The sequence below is a fragment of the Roseovarius sp. MBR-51 genome (assembly GCF_053628575.1).
In genome coordinates this window covers 23,471-41,125 of record NZ_JBRJGQ010000016.1, presented here as the reverse complement: position 1 = coordinate 41,125, position 17,655 = coordinate 23,471, and the positions used below count along the sequence as shown (strand labels likewise).

The following is a 17,655-nucleotide window of genomic DNA, read 5'->3' as shown; positions in this document are numbered from 1 at the left end:
GGATTAAAGCCTTTCGGTTGTTGTTTGCATAAATTCGCTGGTGAGCCTCTCGGCCAGTAGCGTGCGTGCCTCAGCCAATCGCTCAAGTGCAGCCGTGTCATCCGCATCCCGCTCGGCCGCCTCTGCCAGTCGGTCGTCTGAGAGAGGATCCGTCGGGCGACCATCGACAAGAACCTCATAATGCAGATTGGGGCCGGTCGCGGTGCCGGTCGCACCGACGCGACCGATCATGTCTCCGGCCATCACGCGCTGCCCTTGTTCGAGTGTGTCCGGCACCTCGCTGAGATGTGCGTATCGTGTCAGGGTGTCGGATCCATGCGCTATCTCCACCACCCGGCCATATCCACCGCGACGTCCGATGAAGCTCACGCGTCCGGGCGCCGTCGCTTTCACCGGCGTACCGCTTGCTGCAGCAAAGTCGACGCCGGTGTGCATGCGCACATTCCCATAGACTGGGTGTGTGCGACGGCCAAAGACGGAACTCAGCCGCGCTCCTTCCACCGGTTGGGCAAAGACACGCAGGACCTCTCCATCAACATAGATCGTCGCTTTGCCGCTGCCGTCATCCGGCCAGACGATCTCGTAGACCGTTTCACCAAGATTCAGTGCGGCAAAGGCAAGTTCGGGCTGACCGATCCTCTCGTTTCCGTCGCGCGCTTCGCGCCAAAGAAGAAGCATCGTCTCGCCACCGGAAAGTTCGCGTCGAAAATCCACTGTGCCGCCCAGCATCTGCGCCATGTCGACCGCAAAGCGAGCAGGGATGCCCGCCTTGTCCAATGCCGCGAAGACAGAGCTTTCGATCACTGCCTCGCCCGCGAACGTCACCATTTCAGGGTCTGGCTCCAACACGCGTGTGACAAGTTCCTGACCAAAGACCGTTTCGATCCGCACCCCATCGTCAACTGCCAGTTCCACGCGGCTCGGATTTCCGTCCACCTTTGAGATCACAGTGATCTCATGGCCCGGGCGCAATCGGCGCAGGTCATATTCTGCACCAAGCGCGAGCGCGATTTCGGCACGCGCAGGCGCAGCGATACCCGCGTTCGCCAGGACCGCATCCAGCGTCTCGCCCGACGCGATCTCACGCGACCAGGTTATCAAAGGCGGTTCAATCTCGGGCAAGGCGGTTTCTGCGAAGACGGATTGCAAGAGCGGCAGAGGTCGCATTGGGCTAGCATTGTCGGCGTGAAATGCAGCGGGCGGTGTCACATCGTAGTCGGCGATCTGAGGCATCGAGAGCGGATCGGGAGTCCAGAGGGTGGCTTCAGCAATCGCAGGAGGCACTGGCTCTTTGGAAAGAACGCCAGATATGGCGATGGCGGTCACCGAAAAAGCGCCTGCGACCACAGCGCTCGCCAAAACAATTCTAATATTCATGTTGCCCCCTCTACGTCTTCTGTCAGTGCACGCCGGATCTTCGGCACTGCGAATTCTCTTGGCTCGTGATAGTCAATCATGGTGACGAGTTCACCCTTGGCATCGAACAGGAATACGCTTGCCGTATGGTTCATTGTATAGTCGCCGCCTTCGGTCGGAACGCGCTCATACGAGGCACGAAATGCTTCTACAGCGCGGGAAATCTGGTCTTCCGGTCCCGTCCAGCCGCGAATGGCCGGATGAAAATAGCCGACATATTCGGCCATGGCCTCGGCCGTGTCCCGCTCTGGATCGACTGTGATGAAGACCACGTTCATCCGCGCGGCGTCGTCCCCGAGATCTTCAAGCCAACCTGAGATATCCGATAACGTCGTGGGGCAGACATCCGGGCAGTAGGTGAACCCGAAAAACACCATGGTCGGGCGTCCAATCAGGGCTTCTGGGCCCACTTCATTGCCTTCGTGATCGGTCAGTCGGAAATCCATCGCCGACAGGGGGAGAGGCCTTTGGCCGGCCGGTTTTGGTGCGCCGGGACCGTCTACCCGCCACCAGCCGACCCCGAGCATCAGAGCGACAGCGCCTACACCGGCTGCACCGTATTGGACCACATGCCGACGCTGCATCAGCTCTCCGGCCCGCGCGCGGCGATCCCCAGAATTGGGACCTCAACAGTCACTTCACCACCGTCCGAGAACGTCAGTGTCAGTGGGAAGGTCTCGCCTTCGATCATCGGGTTTTGCAGCTTCATGAGCATGGCGTGCAGTCCGCCCGGTTCCAATGCTACGCTTTGGCCCGGTTCAATCGTGATTTCGTCAGCAGGCGCCATAGAACTGACGCCGTCGGCGTTGGTTTTCGTCTCATGGATCTGGGGCATCACGGCCAGTGGTGTTGTAAGCCCGGTCAGCGTGACCGTGTCTTCACCGGTGTTGCGCACAGTCATATAGGCGGCACCAGGGCGGTTGACCCCGATTGAAGCACGGGACCACGCGTTTTCGACGACCACATCCTCCGAACCGGCAAATGCCGGAGTCGACATGCCCGAGAGCAGTAAGACAAGGGTCAAACCGTTGATGTAAGATAGTTTTGTCATGAAGAATTCTCCTGTATCTGGCCGAGCATCAACTTTGGCTGGCCGCAACTTCCGCCGCGACCAGTCGCCGCAGTTCTGCCTCACCAAACGGGTCCAATGGCTTGGCGTTGACGAAGAACGTGGGCGTTTGTCGAACGCCAACCGCTTCGACATCAGCGCGGTCCTGATTGAGCACGGCCACGACACCGGGGGCCAGCATCTGTGTCCGAGCAGCTTCGACATCCAGACCACCGCTTGCGGCAATCTCAAGGATCAAACCCGGTGCCGGAGTGCCATGGGACGCCCATCGCGGCTGCTCGCGCAGGACCGCTTCCAGCACGGGTTCGAACACATGCTGCATCCGCGCAGCTTCGAGAACACGGATCGCTTCCACCGAAGCGTCCCCGTGAAAGGCAGTGTATCGAATGACGACACGGACCGCATCACCGTGCTCAGTCATGATATCCTTGACCACGGGATAGAAGGCGCGGCAGGCCTCGCAAGCTGGATCGAAAAACTCGACAATCGTGACAGGTGCCGTTTCGGGGCCGAGGATCGGGGAATAGGGCCGGATCAGCACATCGTTCACTTCAGGCGCGACAGGGACTGCCTCTGCAATGGGTTGGGGGCGGGTGGCATACCAGGCCGCGCCGCCAAAACCTGCGGCACCAACAGCCAGAACGGATAGAACGAGACCGCGTCGATTCATGTTTGTTTTTCCTTCAGTGAAATGGCCGACAGCACCCCGATCATCGTGAAGGCGACAAGCGCCATCAGCGGAATCGGAATGCCGAAGACCACCTGGTTGTCGTCGGTACAAGAGGGGCCGGTCGCCTTGCAGGGCTGGATCGCCTCGGGGATCAGCCCGACATAGAGGCCGATGTGATACAACGCCACCGCCGCCCCCCCAAGCGCCAGCGCAACGCCATAGCGCCCCACGCGAGGATCTTGCCACCACAGCCCGAGCCCAAGAACGACAGCCAGGGGGAACATGAAGGCGCGCTGGAACCAGCAAAGGACGCAAGGCGTTTGACCAAGAACCTCGCCAATAAAGAGCACGGCAAGCGATGAGATAAGCGCAATGATCCAAGCAAGAACAAGGGCCGTTTCTCCGGAAAGTCGGGTCATGGCGATCAGATCCTCTCTCTCAGATCCGCAAGGATCTCTTCGGCGGGTGTGCCGTAGGGCCAGGAATCGGCGAAGCCCGCCTGCGGATCAAAAAGGAACAGGTGCGATGTGTGCCCCATTGTATAGCCATCCGGCGCGCTGGCCTCTTCGATCCGTTCGAAGTAGATCGGAAAGGTTTCAGCGGTCTCAGCGATCTGATCGGATGTTCCGGTCAGACCGATGATGCCTGCATCAAAGCGCGGCACAAAGTCGGCAAGAGCCATTGGCGTATCGCGTTCGGGATCAATCGAGATGAAGATCGGCTGCACTTTTGCGGCATCCTCGCCAAGTCCATCCATGACCGCCGCCACCTCTGCAAGCGTCGTCGGGCAGACATCTGGGCAATTGGCGAACCCGAAGAACACAAGCATCCAGCGACCCGCAAAGTCCTCTTCGGTGCGGATCATGCCCATATGGTCCGTCAGTTCGAACTGCGCAAGGAAAGGTGGTTCGGTCTCGGCTTGGGAAATATCGGCGCGGTAGTCCGCCCACAGTAACAGCCAGATGAAAACGAGCGCCGCGACGCCCGCCAATACCCATAGCACTTTTTGAAGACCTGAAAGCTTCACGCCGCTCCGCCCGAATTTGATTCTATATTTTAAGCGCGTTTACACCCTCTAGCTACTGTAGGTTCAAGCGTGATTCTTGCCCTGCGGCAGCACGTCACGCACCTGTGAAGCTAATGCTCTCTATTCAGCGCTTCAAAACCTGCCGTCACTCAATGTTTCGCTGCTTCGTCTGACCCTGCAGGTGGCCATCAAGGGAAGGCAACGGCAATTTCCGCTAAATCCGACGCCTGCGGAAACCGGGCCTGCAGATACAAAGCTGCTACGCAGATGCACTGCAAGCATGGGTCATTTTTTAAGGTATCAGTCTAAAATAACGCTTGAACCTACAGCGACTACAGGAACTACAAAGGACGCGAATCAACTGTCGGATCCTGCTCACGGCATGCACGCGCAAAGAACTTCATCCCATTCGGTTTTCCGCCCAACCCCAACTCGGTTGCGATTCACAGAAGCGAACACAGGCGGAAAGTGGAGAATGTCGCGATATGATCTCACTAGAATGGACGATGAACATGCTGAACTATCCCGATGCGGAAACCTTGTCCGGCTCGGATGCAGAAGCGCTACTCAGGAGGACGCAAAATGACACCTGAGATCGGACAATTCGCCCTTACCCTCGCGCTTGCCGTCGCGATTGTTCAAAGCATCTTGCCAATTGTCGGAGCAAGCACGGGACGCGTGCTTTGGATGGAAAGTGCAAAGACAACAGCGGTGCTTCAGGTGACGTTAGTTGCAATTGCGTTTGGCGCGCTCATGCGCTCCTTTGTTGTCAGTGATTTCACGGTTCGAAACGTGGTTGAAAATTCCCACTCTCTGAAGCCGATGATCTTCAAGGTTGCCGGCACTTGGGGCAGCCACGAAGGGTCTCTAGTTCTCTGGACCTTTATTCTCGTACTTTTCGGGGCTGGGGTCGCGCTGCTGGGCAGAAACATTCCGGTTGGTCTCAAAGCGCGAACTCTATCCGTTCAAGCCTGGATCAGCGTCGGTTTCCTGAGCTTCATGCTCTTTACATCCAATCCGTTCGAGCGGGTGTTTCCGCCGCCTCTGGATGGCACAGACCTTAATCCTCTGCTGCAGGACATCGGGTTGGCGATGCATCCCCCGCTCTTGTATTTTGGGTATGTCGGCTTCTCGATCGTCTTCTCCTTCGCGGTCGCGGCTCTGATAGAGGGTCGGGTGGATCCCGCATGGGCGCGTTGGGTGCGGCCTTGGACTCTGACGGCCTGGATCAGCCTCACTGCGGGGATCGCACTCGGCTCTTGGTGGGCCTATTACGAACTTGGCTGGGGCGGCTGGTGGTTTTGGGACCCGGTGGAAAACGCATCCTTCATGCCATGGCTGCTGGGTACGGCACTCCTGCACTCCGCTATCGTCACGGAAAAGCGGGACACGTTCAAAAGCTGGACCATTCTTTTGGCCATCCTGACCTTTTCACTGTCACTTCTGGGGACATTTATCGTCCGATCCGGCATTTTGACATCCGTTCACGCGTTCGCGGTCGACCCGGCGCGCGGCGTGTACATTCTCGGCCTTCTTGGCGTAACCATTGTCGGCTCACTGACACTTTACGCATGGCGCGCGCCTCAGCTTGGATCGGGTGGCGTATTTCGGCCGATTAGCCGCGAGGCGGGGCTTTTGCTCAACAACCTTCTGCTCGCGACCGCAACGGCGACCGTCCTTTTTGGAACACTCTATCCGTTGTTTGTGGAAGCGGTGACTGATGAAAAGATCTCTGTAGGACCACCGTATTTCAACGCGACGTTTATCCCTTTCATGCTGCCGCTAGTCATCATCATGGGAATTGGCCCATTCCTGTCTTGGAAACGGGCCGATCTTCCCGGTATCTGGCAGCGGCTGCGTTTGGTTTTTGGTATCGCGATTGGTGTTGCGGGGATCGTTTGGTACCTTCAGACAGACGGGCCCCTGCTTGCAGTGGTCTCAATAGGGATTGCAGCCTGGGTTTTTGTTGCAACGTTGCGCGAATGGGCGTTGCGCATCAAGCTCTTTGATTTACCCCTTTCACAGTCGCTGCGTCGCGCGCGGAACTTGCCGCGCGCTGCGCACGGTATGACGCTCGCGCATCTTGGCGTTGCAATGCTTGTGCTTGGGTTTGTAGGTTCCACAGCCTGGAAGGAAGAACGTGTTCTTTTCGCAGAACCGGGGACGACCGTGGAAATCGCCGGTTTTGAGGTAATATTCGACGGTGTCGAACGGTTGCGTGGTCCAAACTACATCGCACAACAAGGCCAGCTTCGCGTCTTGAAAGATGGACGGGAGATTACGCTTCTTCGTCCGGAGCGCAGAAACTATCCAGTTGCGGGGACGTCCACAACCGAATCTGCAATCCGATCAACGCTCAGAGGTGATCTCTACGTCACCATCAGTGAGCCTGCGACCGAAAAGGCGTCGGGCCAGTGGAATTTGCGCATTCTCTACGAACCACTGGTTAATTGGATATGGATCGGAGCGACGATGCTGGTGCTTGGCGGGTCCCTTTCGCTATCGGACCGCAGATTGCGGGTGGGTGCGCCGTCGCCAAAAAGCCGGTCGTCAGCGCTTCAACCGGCGGAATGATATGATGAAGAAAATCCTTCTCGCGATGCCAGCGCTGGTCGCAGTGGTCTTGGGTGGATTTTTGTTCTGGGGGCTCAACCCAGACCGAGATCCTAACGCAATTCCTTCCGCTTTGGTCTCCGAACCAGTTCCGGATTTTGAGCTTCCACCGGTAGAGAGCACGCAGACCCCCGGACTGTCGGCCGCAGCCCTTCGTAGCATTGGCGAGCCGGTTTTGGTCAATGTATTCGCTTCATGGTGCGTGCCCTGTCGTGCTGAGCATGCGGTGCTAACCAGGCTTGTTGAACAGGACGGTGTTCGGCTGATGGGGATTAACTACATGGACAAACCAGCAGATGCCGCAAACTGGCTGGAGGAGCTTGGCAACCCCTATGAGAGGATCGGATCAGACAGCGAGGGCCGGGTCGGTATCGAATGGGGTATTTCGGGGGTGCCTGAGACGTTTGTGATCGATGCGAACGGTATCGTAGTCTATCGCTACGTTGGTCCCATTGTGACGCCAGAGGCACAGGATGAAATTCGTGCTGCGTTGGCCGCAGCAGGTGGTCAATCATGAAGAGTTGGCTCTATTCACTGGTGCTGATGCTTTCCGCAACAACCGCGGCATGGGCTGTGGAGCCAGATGAGTTGCTGGATGATCCGGTGCTTGAGTCGCGCGCCCGGGAGCTCTCAAAGCAGCTACGCTGCGTTGTCTGCCAGAATCAGGATATCGATAGCTCAAATGCGGGTGTTGCCCGAACGATGCGCACCTTGCTGCGCGAACGTCTGATTGCAGATGAAACAAATGACGAGATCATTGCGTTTTTCGTAGATCGATATGGTGACTTCGTCCTGTTCAGGCCGCGACTGAAACCCGCCACGTATCTGTTGTGGTTCGGACCAGCGGTTCTTTTTGCCGTTGGGATTGGCGTTGTCTTTGTCACAATCAGGTACCGAAGCAGGGCCGTTCTTGATGGCACTGCTGATCCACTGAGCCCCGATGAAGAGCGTGAGTTCGAAGCCATTTTTCATGAAAATGAAGGACGGAGAGACCCATGATTTGGTTGGTGTTAGGCGCGATGGCATCCATCACTGTCCTTCTGTTCTTGTCCGGTCTCTATCGAACGGGTGAAGTCCTGAACAGAAAGGATGGAGCGTTGGTTATCCTCAAGGATCAGCTTTCCGAAATTGATACTGATCAAGAGCGGAATCTGATATCCGTTACCGAGGCCGACGCGGCCAGGGTTGAAATCAAACGCCGCATTCTGGCTGCCGGTCGGCTTGCGACACGTGAATCGTCGCGCGCAAGTGGGCGAAGCACCATCTTCGCGTCCGCCATTGCCACGCCATTGGTAGCCTTCGCTCTGTATTCTCAAATCGGCTCGCCACAGATCGAAAGCCAGCCTCTGGCGTCTCGCGCATCTGAAACCCAGGAAGCCGCAAACCTCTCAGAGTTGACCCAGAGACTAAAAACCCGGCTTGAAGCAGACGAGTCTGGTGGACCAAGTGATGGTTGGGTTCTGCTCGGTCAGACCTATATGCGTATGGCTCGTTACGATGATGCCGCCGATGCATTCGAACGCGTCACTGTCCGCGACAATGCAGATATCTCAACCCTATTGCTATATGCCGAGGCCTTGATCGCAGCCGAGAACGGGATCGTGACGCCGCAAGCGGAAAGCGTGATCGAACGCGCATCGGAGATGGACCCCGATGATCCAGGCCCAATTTTCTATAGAGCCCGGATCCTCGAACAGGACGGGGTTCCAGATGAAGCGAGGACGCTTTTGATCGAGCGCCTCAAGAGAGCGGATCGCGCCTATCCGTGGATGGAACTTTTCCTGTCTGTCGCCAACCGATTGGGGGAACAGGTTGGAGAGAGCCCTGTCACCCTAGCTGATTTCTTTCCGGACTCTCGGGACGCGCGTAGCCCCGGTGCGGCCGATATCGAGGCCGCTCAGGACATGTCGGTCGAGGAACGCAGCGCTTTCGTCCGCTCCATGGTTGACCGCTTGGCGGCGCGATTGTTGGATGACCAAGACAATCTTGAAGGATGGCTTCGGCTTGCGGAGGCGTACAGTGTATTGGGTGACTTTGATGCTGCCCAGAACGCCGCCGACAATGCGCGCACCTTGGCCGAAAGCCTTCCGGAAACCGACCCTATGCGTGCCGCCGCCACGGCCCGATTGGATCGGATCAACAAATAAATTGGGGCCGCGTGGTCTCAGATACATAACAGCTTTCCTTTCACCTGAAACTAAACCACTGTAGGTTCTGCCTCCCTTGAGCAATGCAACGGCACTATGTCATCGTTTTCGGACAGCGCTGAGATTGGCAGCCGACAGTGCTTCGAGAACGGCATCCGCAGATAGTAGTTCAGATAAAATGATACCTTCAGGAGCATCTGGACCGTAGACGATGTTGAGCGGAATTGCGTATCTGCCGTGCGCCTCGAGATAGGATTGGATTTTCGCGTCCGGTCGCGTCCAATCCGCGCGCATCGCAATCACGCCTTCCTCGCCAAGTGCTCCCAAAACTGGTTCACGATCCAGGACCAGGGTTTTGTTTGCTTTACAAGTGATGCACCAATCCGCAGTAACGTCCACGAAGACAGTTTTGCCCTGCGACACTTCACGCGCGATCCGGGACCGGTCGAACTCGACCCAGTAAGAAGTGATCGAGGCTGTTACATCATCGGAGCTTTTTGGCAGCAGTGCAGGGGCCGCCAACGTCATGCCCAAAACCGCAGTCATTCCCCACAGCAAACCGTTACGAGGCTGAACCTGATAGGCTCTCGCCGCCAGTACGATGAGCCCAAGACCCAGCAGCACCAGGCCTGTGAGAGTTGGCGACGTCACACCAATCAAGACCCAGCATAGCCATGCAACGGTTCCGGCAAGCAGCAATCCGAGAACGATCTTCACGCTTATCATCCAGGGTCCCGGTTTGGGCAGTCGAGACAGGAAACCAGGCCAAGCGGCAACCAGAATATATGGCAGTGCAAGCCCAATCCCCATCGCTGTGAAAACCGCAAGTATATCGCCTGTCGTGCCAGAAAGGGCGAAGGCAATGGCTGTCCCCAGCAACGGGGCTGAACAAGGCGTTGCAAGTATCGCAGCCAGAGCGCCGGTGGAGAAGTCTTCGGCATACCCCCGCCCAAAGCGGCCAGATAGCCTAACCATCCAGCTGCTGGGCAAAGAAATTTCAAAAACTCCAAACAAATTTGCCGCAAAGAGTCCGACAACGAGAATGAGTGCAATTAGGAAATATGCATTCTGAAACTGCACACCCCATCCAACGGCATATCCGAGCGTCTGCAGCGCTATGACCGCCAAGGCCAGCACCCACATAAAAGCAACAGTTCCCACAGCCGTAGCGAGAAATCCCGCGCGCAATTGTGAAAGGGAGCGATTCTTCATTCGGAGCGCCGACCCGAACTTAATCGATAGAACTGGCAAGACGCATGGCATTGCGTTCAGTATCAACCCTCCCAGGAAGGACAGCAAGAGAATCGGGAAAAACTGACCCCTATCTTGGCTGGTCTCGGATGCGTAAGGTGGCGCAGGTACAACGTCGGTAGTGTTCACATCATCGAATGTAACCGCGACACCCTCGTCTACGACCGTAATTCGAAGGGAGGTTTGTTCCTCGCTTAACGCGAGAATCGGGATACTTGCCCAGAGACCGGTGCGATCACTTGTAAGGCGGATGTCGGGTGCGCCGAATGCAGAGCCTGCACCAAACTCTGGAAAAAGATCGGGATTGTTCCAGCCAGAAGGCCGCGTCATTTGAACAACCAATGCCTGATCCTGCTTCAGCGATGCGCCCGAGACCGCTATTGCACTTTCTGGCCCTGCAACAGGTACGCGAGCGGCCCATGTCGCGATATCGGTCGCGGCTTTCGCATCGACGCCCGTTCCCAATGGCACAGGGAGTGTCAATTCAAACCTTTCCGGAATGCACACATTGGAGCAGATCAGCAGATCGACGAGTCCCTTCAGCTCGGCCGCTCTATCAGAGTTCGCAAGCCGCAACTGCAATGGAAATATTACTTGTTTGGCATAGCCGAAATTTTCAATTCCGAAGGCGCGGAAACGCGTGGGTGCGGGCCAAAGCATGTCGACGGATTCAAGGTTTGTGGACCCCTCCCAATCGATCTCTGGCGGCAGGCCAACCTCGCCTGGCGACCGCCAGTACGCTTTCCATCCTTCCTCCAGTTCAATCTTCAAACCCGCCGAAAGGAACTGCGATCCTGGGGCGATTCCTGCTTCCGCGACGATCAAACGTGCCGTCAGAACTTCGGAACGATACGCATTGGATTCCAAGGCGCGAACAGGGCTTGCCACAAAAACAAGAAAGAGTGCGAGACTGATAAGCAATCCCTGATACCCTGCCAAGGTTGTACGCATATTCTGACCTCTTTTTCTTCGCGCTCAGTCTCGGGAAGTTACAGCAACGTGCTAGTCCCGAACGCCTTTGTGACGGCGTCGACCCCTCAAACAGTGGGCAGAGCCAAGACTCCGACTAACTAGGCGACAGCGATGCTCGTCTGGGCTTCCTACAAAACAGTCGTTTTTCCGCGTCGAACGCAAGCTGGACCCGCTCTCCATGGTGTCGCGCTCTCAGGCTAGCGCCGTTTCAAGGTTAGTCCTTTTTTGTCTGTTCACGATACTTACGATAGTGCGCCCGTCGAGACCCGATGCTGGGCGACAAAATAGTCGCACCACAACAACGACCAGATGAAAACGAGCGCCGCGACGCCCGCCAATACCCATAGCACTTTTTGAAGACCTGAAAGCTTCACGCCGCTCCGCCCGAATTTGATTCTATATTTTAAGCGCGTTTACACCCTCTAGCTACTGTAGGTTCAAGACCTATTCTGGATGAAAGAGCGATGTTCACTGACCTGTGAGATGCCGAGCGGAACTTGTGCAAAAAAACGCTTGAAGCTACACGGGCTGTAGATAGTTTGGAGAGGTGATATGCTCACAATCGGCACTTTGGCAAAAAGGACCGGGACGAAGGTGCAGACGATCCGCTATTACGAGCAGATCGGACTCCTCCCCGAGCCCGGGCGATCGGCTGGCGGTCAGCGGCGCTATGGAGATAGTGAGCTTGACCGCTTGTCTTTCGTCCGGCATGCGCGGCAACTCGGGTTCTCGCTGGACGCAATCCGTGAGCTTCTTGATCTGAGCGATCATCCAGACAAGTCGTGCGCGGAGGCCGATGCCATCGCTCGCCGACAACTCAAGCAGGTTGAGCAACGTATGGCCCGACTTGAAGCCCTTCGGACAGAATTGCAGAGGATGGTGCATGAATGCAGCGGCGGGCACACGGCCGATTGCCGTGTGCTGGAGGTGTTGCGCGACCATTCCGAGTGCCTGACGGACCACGACGAGATCGGCGCCTGAGATGACCGCAGTGCTCGTCTATCCGCTCGCGGCCTTGGCCGAGATCGCCGGATGCTTTGCCATCTGGGCGTGGTGGCGTCTCGGCGCATCCGCCCTCTGGCTCGTGCCTGGCGTGGCCGCGCTGGTGGCGTTCGGCTGGCTTCTGGCGCAGGTCGACACCGTGGCGGCGGGACGCGCCTTTGCGGCCTATGGCGGGGTCTATATCGCGGCATCGGTTCTGTGGATGTGGCTCGCGGAAGGACACAGGCCGGATGGGTGGGACGTTCTGGGGACCGCGGTGTGCCTGGTTGGCGCCGCAATCATTCTGGCCGCCCCGCGCGGGGCGTGAAACGCGCGCTGGCGGCTCAAAAAGGTCGGCACGCTTGACCGACCACGGAGACATCAGTGCGTTCGCCTTTCAAATCTACGGATTCGCTATCTGCTGGCCGCATTCATGTGATAATGTCAGAGAACAGACCCGCTGCAGGTGTGGGCGCGAAGAATAACAACAATGGGAGTGAACCGCAATGAAGCAGAAAACCTTATTCGGACTCGCCGTGGCCGCAGTGCTCGGCCTGTCGGCGGCAGGTGCTGTGGCGCAGCAGCATAACGGTGGCTGGTGGGGCTCCGGCCACATGGGATCTGACCACATGCAAGGTTGGGGATGGGGTCATATGGGCCCTGGTCAACAAATGCGCATGCAACGGCATTGGACGTATATGAACGAAGGGGTCCCTACAGCCTATCGCGGCGCCCGCAGCACGGTACGCGGGACGGCACAGGTCATTGAGGAAGGCAAATCACTCTACGCGAACAACTGCGCAAGTTGCCACGGAGCACAAGGCCTCGGAGATGGTGACGCCGGGCGGTCACTGGTTCCGTCCCCGGCTCTTATTCAAAGCCTTGTTCAAATGCCCATGGCGGAAGATGAATATCTTCTCTGGACGATTTTCGAGGGTGGCCAACGGTTCGGCACCGAAATGCCGGCCTTCGAGGGCAAACTGAGTGAAGACGACGTCTGGAAGATCGTTGCCTACATGCGTGCCGGATTTCCGTGATTGGCGGCTTGTACTGGATGCCGGCATAGTGGGCATTCTTAGTTCTTGAACCTACAGTCGCTGTAGCAATTATCTCTCTCCCATACCGATTCGAGGAGAGATGTCATGATCCACGCCGACCCATTGCTCGCCCCCACGTGCCTCCTTGATTTCGAGAGCCCGGCAATCGCGGCACTATTTGAAACCCGGGGCTGGAAAGCTCTGCCGCCTGACGCGCGGATCGGGGCCATCTACGATTTCGTCCGCAACGAAATAGCCTTCGGCTACAACCGCGCCGACGACATTCCCGCCTCTGCGGTGCTGACCGACGGCTACGGGCAGTGCAACACGAAAGGGACGCTTCTCATGGCACTGCTGCGCAGCGTAGGCATCCGCTGCCGACTGCACGGCTTCACCATCCACAAGGCCCTGCAGCGTGGCGTGGTGCCCGAATTAGTCTACCCCCTCGCACCGTCCGAAATTCTGCACTCGTGGGTCGAAGTCGAAACAGAAGAGGGCTGGATCAATCTCGAAGGCTTCATTCTAGACGCCACCTTCCTGCAGTCGCTTCAAAAGGAATTCAGCGAAACAGAAAGCCTTTGCGGCTACGGCGCTGGAACGGATTGCCTGAGTGCGCCACCAGTCAGTTGGAGCGGCGGCAGCACTTATATTCAGAAAACCGGTATCGTTCGTGATTTCGGAACCTTTGATACGCCCGACGACTTTTACGTGAAACATAGCCAGAATTTCGGATCTGCGCGTGATTTTCTCTATCGCCACGTCATCCGTCACTGGATGAATGCTCGGGTTCGCCGCATCCGTCGTGGAATGTTGCCAAAGGTCCCTGGACTCAGTCGACCGAACCACAGCCATGAGGAGAAGAACCGTGCCGCATGATCATGGCCATACCCACATTGATCCTGAATCAGGTGATCGTAGGGTCTCCATCGCAATCTGGGCCAACGGTCTTCTGACCGTCGCGCAGATCATTGGCGGCATCTTTTCCGGCAGCCTGGCGCTGATCGCCGATGCCCTGCATAATTTCTCGGACATGGCGTCACTGGTGATCGCATTCGTTGCACGCAAAATCGCTAGACGACCTGCCGATGAACGCATGACATTTGGCTATGGTCGGATTGAAATCGTCGCGGCACTCATCAACTACACGACCCTGATCCTGATCGGTTTCTACCTGAACTATGAGGGTGGCATGCGGATGATCGACCCGCCCGAGGTCGCTGGTTGGACAGTGGTGATCCTGGGCGGTGTGGCACTGGTCGTCGACACGTTGACGGCGCTGCTCACCTATTCGATGCAGAAAGGTAGTGTAAACATCCGTGCGCTTTTCCTGCACAACCTGTCGGACGCTTTGGCCTCTGTGGCAGTCATCATTGGAGGGTCCCTGATCATCCTCTACGACATGCGATGGGTCGATCCAGCAATCACCATCGGCATTGCCCTATACATCCTCTATCTGGCTTTTACCGAGATCGGCGGCCCGATTCGAACCCTGATGCTTGGCAGCCCTCCCGACATCGACAACGCAGCCGTCGTGGAGGCGATGCGGAATGTCGATGGTGTCGCGGACGTTCACCACGTGCATTTGTGGCAGATGCAGGAGCACAAGCCGGCGCTGGACTGCCACGTGGTGCTGACAGCGGACGGCTGGGGTGAAAACGAAAAGATCAAGGCTGCGATCAAGGACCGGCTGAAGGAAGACTTCAAAATCACCCATTCCAGCCTGGAGTTCGAGCACGAAGACCGCGCGCATGAAAATGCCGACCTCTACGGTCACCGCAAGCCGGAAGAGGAGGAGAACCATGTTCACCAGGATCATAACAGGTCATGACGACGTGATTGGCATCGCCTGCGAGTGCAAGCTCAGCGAAAGCTGACCTGAAACGGATGCACGCCTGCTTCAAGAGCGTTTTTCTGAGACAAGCAAGCCTCGCAAGGTCCTCGAACTCACGAGGTTCGAAGCCTTCAAGGTTTCGCCTGCTATTGAGCCAGTCCAGAACTGCTGAGAGGCCGACTTCATCCTATCCGCCACACAGATTTAGGCAGAACCAATTTTAGGGCGATTCGAAACTCATATGACGATCAAGATGGGCACCTTTGAGGGTGAATGTGACACGGGCGAAGTGAACGGCACGGCTGAGGCGCTCTAGGTCAACTTGAGGATCGAGGCCTGACTGGACTGAGTCCGGCTGCGGCCCGATTTTTGTAGGAGAATGAAGGGATGAGACAAGTCTCGCATCGCGGCTTCAACGGTCCAGCGATCCGATCGTATCGAGAACGGGACAGTCGGGGACGTCGTCGCCGGAGCACCTGCCGGCGGTCTCGGCGAGAACGAATTCAATGCGTTGAAGATCTTCGATCCTCGCGCGGACATCGGCAAGGTGGCGCTCCGTCCGCTCCTTGACCTCGGCGCAGGTCGGCGCGGCACCGTCTTCGAGCCCCAACAGCCCGCGAATATCCTCCATCGAGAACCCGAGTTCGCGGGCGCGCAGGATGAAGCGAAGGCGTGTGACGTGTGCGGCGGAATATGTCCGGTAGCCTGCGGCGCTGCGCGGCGGGTCGGGCAGCAGGCCGGTTTTCTCGTAATAGCGGATCGTCTCGATGTTGCATCCGGTCGCCCGGGCCAGGTCTCCGCGTGTGAAGCCGCTCTCGCGCTCGTGATCGGTCATGGGCAATTTTCCTCTTGAGCCTGTAGTTGCTACAGACCCTACACCCATCGTCAATCACAGACGAGAGGTGCGCGACATGGCGCTGACGGACGACAGAACGGACAGCACGGGCGCGGATCGTCTGATGGGGCTCGAGGGGCTGGACCCCGGCGACCTTGCCAAGGCGGAGGCTGACCTGGCTGCAAAGGGCCGTACAGCGCTTTATGCCGCCATTGACGGGCGGGTTGCCGCCGTAATCGCCGTGGCCGATCCGGTGAAATCCGCCAGCGCCGAGGCGATCCGCGCCCTGCACGGCATGGGCCTTCGCGTGGCGATGATCAACGGCGACAAGCGCGAAACGGCGGAGGCCATTGCCCGCGAGGTCGGGATCGACACGGTGATCGCGGGTGTGTTGCCGGATGGCAAGGTGGCCGCGCTCGACACGTTGCGTGAGGGCAGGGCCCGCGTGGCCTTTGTCGGTGACGGGATCAACGATGCACCCGCGCTGGCCCATGCGGATGTGGGCATCGCCATCGGCACCGGCACAGACGTGGCCATCGAATCCGCCGATGTGGTGCTGATGTCGGGCGACCTGCGCGGCGTGGTGAACGCCGTTCAGGTGTCCCGCCACACGATGCGCAACATCCGGCAGAACCTGTTCTGGGCCTTCGGCTACAATGCCGGTCTCATTCCGGTGGCGGCAGGTGTGCTTTATCCAGCGTTCGGGCTGCTTCTTTCCCCGGTTCTGGCGGCGGGGGCGATGGCGCTCAGCTCGGTCTTCGTGCTGACAAACGCGCTGCGTCTGCGCAGATTGCGCCCGGAGATGGATGAAGGTGAGCGCGCCGGCACCTCAAATAATACGCACGCAGCCCAACCAGCCCCGGCAGAATAGGAGACACGCCATGAATATCGGAGATATCGCGCGGATCACCAATCTGCCCGCCAAGACAATTCGCTATTATGAGGATATTGGCCTGGTGAATCCGGCACGCGATGACAACGCCTATCGCCGGTTCAACGAAACCGATGTGCATAAGCTGGGGTTTATCGGACGCGCAAGATCACTCGGCTTCACCATTGATGATTGTCGTGCTCTTCTGGCTTTGTATGAGGACAAGGCCCGCGCCAGTGCGGACGTCAAAAAGATCGCGCAACATCATCTCGACCTTATCGACGCGAAGATAACCGAGTTGAAAGCGATGCGCACAACGCTTGGCCACCTGATCGAGAATTGCCCGGGAGACCACCGGCCGGATTGTCCGATCCTCGAGGATCTGGCTTTGATTTCACAGAAAGAGCCAGGCTGATGCAAGCCGTGTACCCGAAAGGCCAGATAGTCGCAGCGCGACAGGTCACAGGGTCGTGGCTGGACTCGCGCTCGCGCTCAAACTATTGTTTACTCATGCGTCGATATTCCTCCATGTTGCTTTTAGCCTTTCTCGCGATTTTCGCTGCGGGAAATATCGCGCATGCGGTAAATGCCAATACTATGGCGCTGGACATGGCCCTGATGGATGGCAGCCCGATGTCCATGGAGGATTGCCAAGGCTGTCCGACAGATGGCGAGGGTGCCGCAGATTCGACAGTGTGCCAACTCGATTGCACTGCCCCCGGTGTGGTGACCCTGACGTCATCCGCGTCTCTTGAATTCCTGATGCCGATTATTCGCCAGGATCGCCCCCTGAGCGTGACTGCGCCGAATGGTCTGCGGGCACCGCCGGATCCGTTCCCACCCCGACACCTTATCTGATCCGACGCCACGGGCGCTGACGCCAGCGTTTTCGTGACAGTCGGACTGCGTCTTCTGGAACCTGAACGGTTTCGGGA

General features: G+C 57.7%; 19 protein-coding genes and 1 pseudogene. 12 read left to right on the top strand and 8 right to left on the bottom strand.

The genetic code is table 11. From position 1 onward, the window contains the following. Positions 1-3 precede the first annotated feature (3 nt). The 6 genes from ACSSVY_RS18850 to ACSSVY_RS18825 are packed head-to-tail and all read right to left on the bottom strand — an operon-like array spanning position 4 to position 4,146. Positions 4-1,377, bottom strand: coding sequence for a M23 family metallopeptidase (locus ACSSVY_RS18850; protein WP_058243489.1), 1,374 nt, complete (start codon positions 1,375-1,377; stop codon positions 4-6). After that, positions 1,374-2,000 carry an SCO family protein gene (locus ACSSVY_RS18845; RefSeq protein WP_037275514.1) on the bottom strand — a complete coding sequence of 209 codons (627 nt, stop codon included), beginning with the start codon at positions 1,998-2,000 and terminating at the stop codon, positions 1,374-1,376. The genes ACSSVY_RS18850 and ACSSVY_RS18845 overlap by 4 nt, the downstream gene beginning before the upstream one ends. After that, positions 2,000-2,467: a copper chaperone PCu(A)C gene (locus tag ACSSVY_RS18840; protein ID WP_008282825.1), complete on the bottom strand. Its 468-nt coding sequence runs from the start codon at positions 2,465-2,467 to the stop codon at positions 2,000-2,002. Before ACSSVY_RS18840 ends, ACSSVY_RS18845 begins: the two co-directional genes overlap by 1 nt. Positions 2,468-2,495: 28 nt before the next feature. Next, positions 2,496-3,155, bottom strand: coding sequence for a DsbA family protein (locus ACSSVY_RS18835; protein ID WP_008282983.1), 660 nt, complete (start codon positions 3,153-3,155; stop codon positions 2,496-2,498). Continuing rightward, positions 3,152-3,574 (bottom strand): disulfide bond formation protein B, encoded by a 423-nt coding sequence (locus tag ACSSVY_RS18830; protein WP_037239850.1) that lies wholly within the window; start codon positions 3,572-3,574, stop codon positions 3,152-3,154. The genes ACSSVY_RS18835 and ACSSVY_RS18830 overlap by 4 nt, the downstream gene beginning before the upstream one ends. Before the next feature lie 5 nt (positions 3,575-3,579). After that, positions 3,580-4,146 carry an SCO family protein gene (locus ACSSVY_RS18825; protein ID WP_008282981.1) on the bottom strand — a complete coding sequence of 189 codons (567 nt, stop codon included), beginning with the start codon at positions 4,144-4,146 and terminating at the stop codon, positions 3,580-3,582. Between the two features lie 618 nt (positions 4,147-4,764). Between ACSSVY_RS18825 and ACSSVY_RS18820 the strand changes: the two genes are divergently transcribed. From ACSSVY_RS18820 to ccmI, 4 genes are read left to right on the top strand one after another with little or no spacing between them, the layout of a single operon-like run. Next, positions 4,765-6,756, top strand: coding sequence for a heme lyase CcmF/NrfE family subunit (locus ACSSVY_RS18820; protein ID WP_008282980.1), 1,992 nt, complete (start codon positions 4,765-4,767; stop codon positions 6,754-6,756). A gap of 1 nt (position 6,757) precedes the next feature. After that, positions 6,758-7,312 carry a DsbE family thiol:disulfide interchange protein gene (locus tag ACSSVY_RS18815; RefSeq protein WP_273183981.1) on the top strand — a complete coding sequence of 185 codons (555 nt, stop codon included), beginning with the start codon at positions 6,758-6,760 and terminating at the stop codon, positions 7,310-7,312. Then, complete coding sequence (locus ACSSVY_RS18810; protein WP_454271292.1) at positions 7,309-7,794, top strand: cytochrome c-type biogenesis protein; 486 nt, start codon at positions 7,309-7,311, stop codon at positions 7,792-7,794. The genes ACSSVY_RS18815 and ACSSVY_RS18810 overlap by 4 nt, the downstream gene beginning before the upstream one ends. Continuing rightward, positions 7,791-8,942: a c-type cytochrome biogenesis protein CcmI gene (ccmI, locus tag ACSSVY_RS18805; RefSeq protein WP_027263709.1), complete on the top strand. Its 1,152-nt coding sequence runs from the start codon at positions 7,791-7,793 to the stop codon at positions 8,940-8,942. The genes ACSSVY_RS18810 and ccmI overlap by 4 nt, the downstream gene beginning before the upstream one ends. Positions 8,943-9,041: 99 nt before the next feature. On the opposite strand, the gene ACSSVY_RS18800 is transcribed toward ccmI, so the two are convergent. After that, complete coding sequence (locus ACSSVY_RS18800) at positions 9,042-11,144, bottom strand: protein-disulfide reductase DsbD family protein (RefSeq protein WP_008282976.1); 2,103 nt, start codon at positions 11,142-11,144, stop codon at positions 9,042-9,044. A gap of 573 nt (positions 11,145-11,717) precedes the next feature. On the opposite strand from ACSSVY_RS18800, the gene ACSSVY_RS18795 reads away from it, so the two are divergent. The 5 genes from ACSSVY_RS18795 (at position 11,718) to ACSSVY_RS18775 (ending at position 15,011) form a co-directional block, all read left to right on the top strand. Further along, complete coding sequence (locus tag ACSSVY_RS18795; RefSeq protein ID WP_008282975.1) at positions 11,718-12,146, top strand: MerR family transcriptional regulator; 429 nt, start codon at positions 11,718-11,720, stop codon at positions 12,144-12,146. Position 12,147: 1 nt separating this feature from the next. Next, the gene (locus tag ACSSVY_RS18790) at positions 12,148-12,474 is read left to right on the top strand and encodes a YnfA family protein (RefSeq protein WP_454271290.1); all 327 of its coding nucleotides are present in this window, start codon (positions 12,148-12,150) and stop codon (positions 12,472-12,474) included. 178 nt (positions 12,475-12,652) lie between these two features. Next, positions 12,653-13,183, top strand: a complete 531-nt coding sequence (locus tag ACSSVY_RS18785; protein WP_111405380.1) for a c-type cytochrome — start codon at positions 12,653-12,655, stop codon at positions 13,181-13,183. Between the two features lie 105 nt (positions 13,184-13,288). Further along, entirely contained in the window at positions 13,289-14,059 is a 771-nt protein-coding gene (locus ACSSVY_RS18780) for a transglutaminase-like domain-containing protein (protein ID WP_454271288.1), read from the top strand. Next, complete coding sequence (locus tag ACSSVY_RS18775) at positions 14,049-15,011, top strand: cation diffusion facilitator family transporter (RefSeq protein WP_454271286.1); 963 nt, start codon at positions 14,049-14,051, stop codon at positions 15,009-15,011. The genes ACSSVY_RS18780 and ACSSVY_RS18775 overlap by 11 nt, the downstream gene beginning before the upstream one ends. A 415-nt stretch (positions 15,012-15,426) precedes the next feature. On the opposite strand, the gene ACSSVY_RS18770 is transcribed toward ACSSVY_RS18775, so the two are convergent. Beyond that, positions 15,427-15,849 carry a MerR family transcriptional regulator gene (locus tag ACSSVY_RS18770; protein WP_454271284.1) on the bottom strand — a complete coding sequence of 141 codons (423 nt, stop codon included), beginning with the start codon at positions 15,847-15,849 and terminating at the stop codon, positions 15,427-15,429. Positions 15,850-15,955: 106 nt separating this feature from the next. On the opposite strand from ACSSVY_RS18770, the pseudogene ACSSVY_RS18765 reads away from it, so the two are divergent. The 3 genes and pseudogenes from ACSSVY_RS18765 to ACSSVY_RS18755 all read left to right on the top strand — a co-directional run. After that, positions 15,956-16,720 (top strand): annotated as a pseudogene (locus tag ACSSVY_RS18765) (HAD-IC family P-type ATPase); the annotation flags it as partial. 10 nt (positions 16,721-16,730) lie between these two features. Beyond that, entirely contained in the window at positions 16,731-17,135 is a 405-nt protein-coding gene (gene cueR, locus ACSSVY_RS18760; RefSeq protein ID WP_454271282.1) for a Cu(I)-responsive transcriptional regulator, read from the top strand. Positions 17,136-17,230: 95 nt separating this feature from the next. Then, entirely contained in the window at positions 17,231-17,578 is a 348-nt protein-coding gene (locus tag ACSSVY_RS18755; protein ID WP_454271281.1) for a hypothetical protein, read from the top strand. Positions 17,579-17,655 lie beyond the last annotated feature (77 nt).

Excerpts from the sequence above, each read along its gene's own strand:
- ACSSVY_RS18850 (WP_058243489.1), bottom strand. The coding sequence starts at position 1,377 with ATGAATATTAGAATTGTTTTGGCGAGCGCTGTGGTCGCAGGCGCTTTT.
- ACSSVY_RS18845 (WP_037275514.1), bottom strand. The coding sequence starts at position 2,000 with ATGCAGCGTCGGCATGTGGTCCAATACGGTGCAGCCGGTGTAGGCGCT.
- ACSSVY_RS18840 (WP_008282825.1), bottom strand. The coding sequence starts at position 2,467 with ATGACAAAACTATCTTACATCAACGGTTTGACCCTTGTCTTACTGCTC.
- ACSSVY_RS18835 (WP_008282983.1), bottom strand. The coding sequence starts at position 3,155 with ATGAATCGACGCGGTCTCGTTCTATCCGTTCTGGCTGTTGGTGCCGCA.
- ACSSVY_RS18830 (WP_037239850.1), bottom strand. The coding sequence starts at position 3,574 with ATGACCCGACTTTCCGGAGAAACGGCCCTTGTTCTTGCTTGGATCATT.
- ACSSVY_RS18820 (WP_008282980.1), top strand. The coding sequence starts at position 4,765 with ATGACACCTGAGATCGGACAATTCGCCCTTACCCTCGCGCTTGCCGTC.
- ACSSVY_RS18815 (WP_273183981.1), top strand. The coding sequence starts at position 6,758 with ATGATGAAGAAAATCCTTCTCGCGATGCCAGCGCTGGTCGCAGTGGTC.
- ACSSVY_RS18810 (WP_454271292.1), top strand. The coding sequence starts at position 7,309 with ATGAAGAGTTGGCTCTATTCACTGGTGCTGATGCTTTCCGCAACAACC.
- ccmI (WP_027263709.1), top strand. The coding sequence starts at position 7,791 with ATGATTTGGTTGGTGTTAGGCGCGATGGCATCCATCACTGTCCTTCTG.
- ACSSVY_RS18800 (WP_008282976.1), bottom strand. The coding sequence starts at position 11,144 with ATGCGTACAACCTTGGCAGGGTATCAGGGATTGCTTATCAGTCTCGCA.
- ACSSVY_RS18795 (WP_008282975.1), top strand. The coding sequence starts at position 11,718 with ATGCTCACAATCGGCACTTTGGCAAAAAGGACCGGGACGAAGGTGCAG.
- ACSSVY_RS18790 (WP_454271290.1), top strand. The coding sequence starts at position 12,148 with ATGACCGCAGTGCTCGTCTATCCGCTCGCGGCCTTGGCCGAGATCGCC.
- ACSSVY_RS18785 (WP_111405380.1), top strand. The coding sequence starts at position 12,653 with ATGAAGCAGAAAACCTTATTCGGACTCGCCGTGGCCGCAGTGCTCGGC.
- ACSSVY_RS18780 (WP_454271288.1), top strand. The coding sequence starts at position 13,289 with ATGATCCACGCCGACCCATTGCTCGCCCCCACGTGCCTCCTTGATTTC.
- ACSSVY_RS18770 (WP_454271284.1), bottom strand. The coding sequence starts at position 15,849 with ATGACCGATCACGAGCGCGAGAGCGGCTTCACACGCGGAGACCTGGCC.
- cueR (WP_454271282.1), top strand. The coding sequence starts at position 16,731 with ATGAATATCGGAGATATCGCGCGGATCACCAATCTGCCCGCCAAGACA.
- ACSSVY_RS18755 (WP_454271281.1), top strand. The coding sequence starts at position 17,231 with ATGCGTCGATATTCCTCCATGTTGCTTTTAGCCTTTCTCGCGATTTTC.